The sequence below is a fragment of the Rhizobacter sp. P1_G5 genome, from assembly GCF_056405435.1.
On record NZ_JBFUCB010000571.1, the window covers coordinates 1 to 3933 of the forward strand.

At 72.2% G+C, this 3933-nt stretch carries 4 protein-coding genes; all 4 read right to left on the reverse strand.

Going from position 1 to position 3933, the window contains the following annotated elements:
- A partial coding sequence (locus AC1D12_RS27125; protein WP_477844129.1) for a DUF993 family protein occupies positions 1 to 853 on the reverse strand: 853 nt, incomplete at its 3' end.
- 4 nt (positions 854 to 857) lie between these two features.
- The gene (locus AC1D12_RS27130; RefSeq protein ID WP_465112562.1) at positions 858 to 2009 is read right to left on the reverse strand and encodes a Gfo/Idh/MocA family protein; all 1152 of its coding nucleotides are present in this window, start codon (positions 2007 to 2009) and stop codon (positions 858 to 860) included.
- Positions 2010 to 2040: 31 nt separating this feature from the next.
- Positions 2041 to 3468 carry an enolase-like domain-containing protein gene (locus AC1D12_RS27135; protein ID WP_477844130.1) on the reverse strand — a complete coding sequence of 476 codons (1428 nt, stop codon included), beginning with the start codon at positions 3466 to 3468 and terminating at the stop codon, positions 2041 to 2043.
- Positions 3458 to 3933: ABC transporter ATP-binding protein (locus AC1D12_RS27140; RefSeq protein ID WP_477844132.1), on the reverse strand; the 476-nt coding region annotated here is incomplete at its 5' end. The genes AC1D12_RS27140 and AC1D12_RS27135, both read right to left, overlap by 11 nt.

Below are 3933 nucleotides of genomic sequence, written 5' to 3' on the forward strand. Positions count from 1 at the left end.
AGATGCCCAGCAGTGCATCGCTGTGCCGCTGCGACGGCGCGTCATCGACGCCGTCGCCGGCGATCAGCTCCGCATAGTTGAAGTCGTCGCCGGTGTACATGCGCACGCCGGGCGGCAGGCGGCGGCGCATCGCGATCTCGCGGTCCTTGTCGAGCAGCGAGATCTTGATGCCGTCGACCTTCGCCGGGTTCGCCTCGATCACCGCCAGCGCGGTGTCCATCGCGCGGTCGACGTCGGCGCTGCCCCAGTAGCCGGCCAGCGCCGGGTCGAACATGTCGCCCAGCCAGTGCAGGATCACCGGCTCGCGGGCCTGGCGCAGCAGGCGGCCGTAGACCTGCACGTAGTCGTCCGGGCCGCGCGCCACGCGGGCCAGCGCGCGGCTGGCCATCAGGATCAGGCGGCCGCCGAGCTTCTCGATCGCGGCCATCTGTTCCTCGTAGGCGCGCAGCACGTCGTCGATGCCGCGGGCCGCGTCGGGCGCCAGTTGATCGGTGCCGCAACCGCTCGCGATGCGCGCGCCCGGCAGGTCGCGCGCCGCGTCGAGCGAGCGCGCGATCAGTTCGAGCGAGGTCGGCCAGTCCAGCCCCATGCCGCGCTGTGCGGTGTCCATCGCCTCGGCCACGCCCAGGCCCATGCGCCACAGGCGCTGGCGGTACGCAAGGGTCGCGTCCCAGTCGATCGCGCAGCCCAGCCACGGGTCGATCGCCGCGCGGGCATCCGCCACCACGTGCGCGGCCGAGAAGGCGATGCGGTTGAAGACCGGCGCGGCCGGCGCGCGCCAGGCCTCGCGGCCGCTCAGCGTGTAGCGCGCGAGGCCGCCATCGGCAGCGGGGAGGTTCAGCGACAGGTCCATCGCGTCACACCCCCAGCGCCGGCACGTCGACCCAGCGCCGCTCCTTCCAGCTTTTCAGCGCCGCCTCCACCAGCTGCACGCCCTTGGCCCCTTCGGGCAGCGTGAAGCGGTACGGCGCGTCCTCGGCCACGTGGCGCAGGAACTGCTCCCACTGCAGCTTGAAGCCGTTGTCGTACGGCTGCGTATCGGGCACCTCCTGCCACTGCTCGAAGAACGGCATGGTCTGGCGCGTGTCGGGGTTCCACACCGGGCGCGGCGTGTTCACGCGCGCCTGGCTGCGGCAGTCGGTCAGCCCGGCCACCGCCGAGCCGTGCGTGCCGTCGACGTGGAAGGTGACCAGGTCGTCGCGCCGCACGCGCGTCACCCACGAGCTGTTGACCTGCGCGATCACGCCGCCGGCCAGCTGGAAGGTCGCGTAGGCGGCGTCGTCGGCCGTCGCGCGGTACGGCTTGCCGGCTTCATCGAAACGTTCCGGGATGTGCGTGGTGCCGAGGCACGACACCGCCTGCACCTCGCCGAACAGGTTGTCCAGCACGTAGCGCCAGTGGCACACCATGTCGAGGATGATGCCGCCGCCGTCTTCCTGCCGGTAGTTCCACGACGGCCGCTGGATCGGCTGCAGGTCGCCCTCGAACACCCAGTAGCCGAACTCGATGCGCACCGACAGGATGCGGCCGAAGAAGCCGGCGCGTTTCAGCATGTCGAGCTTGCGCAGGCCGGGCAGGAACAGCTTGTCCTGCACCGCGCCGTGCTTCACGCCGGCCTGCTGCGCGAGGCGGCACACCTCCAGCGCCTCGGACAGGTTGGTCGCGATCGGCTTCTCGCAGTAGACATGCTTGCCGGCGCGGATCGCCTGCGCGAGCAGCGTCGGGCGCATCTGCGTGGTGCCGGCGTCGAAGAACACGGTGTCGGCGCGGTCGGCCATCGCGGCATCGAGGTTGGTGCCCCAGCGCGCGATGCCGTGGGCCTTCGCCAGCGCCTCGATCTTGCCGGCATCGCGGCCGATCAGCACCGGGTCGGGCATCAGCCGGTCGCCGTTGGCGAGCGCCACGCCGCCCTGCTGGCGGATCGCGACGATCGAGCGGATCAGGTGCTGGTTCATGCCCATGCGGCCGGTGACGCCGTGCATGATCAGACCGAGTCGTTGTGTGGCCATGGGGCTCCTTGCGGGGTCGGACGATGAGGATTCAGACGAGGGCGGCTGCCTGCGACAGCGGCTGCATCGCCGACCAGTCTGGCGTGGCCGCGTGGGCGTAACCGGGGCCGRCCAGCGAATGGAGATCGATGCGGCCGCCGGCGATGCGCAGCCGCCCGTCGCCGTCGTACAGGTCGGGATGGGCCCGCACGAAGGCCTGGCGTTCGGCGGCCGGCGCGGCACCGAAGCCGTCGGCGTAGTGGTGGCCGTTGCGCTCGGCATGATCCAGGCCCAGCAGCGCGGCCAGCGCCAGGTCCTGCTGCACCGCGAGGCCGGCCTGGCAGGTCAGGTCCTCGGCCGACATGAACCACGCCGGCGCCTGGCCGTCGCGCCGCGCGGCCTGGTTCCAGCGTTCGCAGCGCGCGCGGTTGACGAGCGACTTGTAGAAGCCCTTGCAGCCCTTGCTCGACACGCCTTGCCAGCCGGCGTCGCGGCCGCGCACGAAGGCGTCCAGCGTGCCGTCGGCCTCGTCCATCAGCAGCGGGCAGGGCAGGGGTGGCAGCGCGCCGTCGAACGAGCGATCGCGGGGCAGCGGCTGCTCCAGGTACAGCAGCGCATCGGGCCGCGCGGCGTATGCCGGCAGCGAAGCCAGCCGCGCGAACAGCTCGGAGATCGCCGCCGTGTCGCCGTACTGCTCATTGCCGTCGAGCGTGTAGCGGTGGCCGGGCGCATCTCGGTCGAGCACCGCCAGCACCTCGGCGAGGCGTTGCACGTCGGCCCGCGGATCGCCGCCGAGCTTGATCTTGAACACCCGGTGCCCGTAGCGCGCGATCACCGCCGGCAGGCTCACCGGCAGCGGGCCGGCGTCCTCGGGCAGCGGCTGCAGTGCATCGAGCAGGCCCACGGTGTGGCGGGCCTCGATGCGCAGCCGCGGTGGCACCAGCGTCGGGAGCCAGCCGTTCCAGTCGAAGCCGCGCAGGTCGGGCAGCAGCGCGCTGGGCTGCAGGCCGATCGCGTTGCGCGCGACCGCCTCGAACACCGACACACCGAGCGCCCGGCACAGCGCGTCGAGCACCGCGCGGTCGACCAGCGCCGCGCCGAAGGCGCTCGACAGCTCGGTCGCTCCGGCGTGGCGGCCGGCGTCGGCCAGCGCGGCTGCATGGCGCTGGAACAGCTCGAACGCACTGGCCGACGCATCGCCGGCGTAGGCCTGCACCGTGCGCTCGACGGCGTTGGCCAGGTGCTCGACGTTCTGCGCGTGCGAGAAACCGGCGCGCTTGTCGAACCACTTCGGCACCATCAGTTCGGCCGCGTGGCCTTGCCAGCTGCCGCGGCCGGCCACCTCGACGGTGGCGCGCACGAAGAGCTGCGGGCAGCGATCGAGCGTGACCGCGCCGAAGCGGAACGGCAGGCGCAGCGCCACCGGCCGCACGCCGCAATCGACCGCGCGCACGACCAGCAGGATGCCCTCAATGCGCATCGAGCGACCCCTGCGCATAGAAGTGCGCGCGCAGCGTCTTCGCGTACGCGGCGAAGGCCTCGCTGCCCATCACGTCGAGCGAGCGCGGCCGCGGCAGCGCGATGTCGTACACCGCGGCGATGGCCCCCGGGCGCTCGGTCATCACCGCCACCCGGTCCGACAGGAAGATCGCCTCCGGGATGCTGTGCGTGATCAGCAGCACCGTCTTGCCGGAGGCGCCCCAGATGCGCTGCAGCTCCAGGTTCATGCGCTCGCGCGTCATCGCGTCGAGCGCGCCGAAGGGCTCGTCCATCAGCAGCACCGGCGGGTCGTGCAGCAGCGCCCGCAGGATGGCCACGCGCTGCTGCATGCCGCCCGACAGCTGCCACGGGTACTTGTTCTCGAAGCCGCGCAGCCCGGCMATCTCGATCAGCTGCTGCGCACGCTCGCGGGCTGCCGCCATCGGCTGCCCGCGGATCTCGGCCT

Coding starts and splice junctions, on each gene's coding strand:
- AC1D12_RS27130 (WP_465112562.1), bottom strand. CDS start 2,009: ATGGCCACACAACGACTCGGTCTGATCATGCACGGCGTCACCGGCCGC.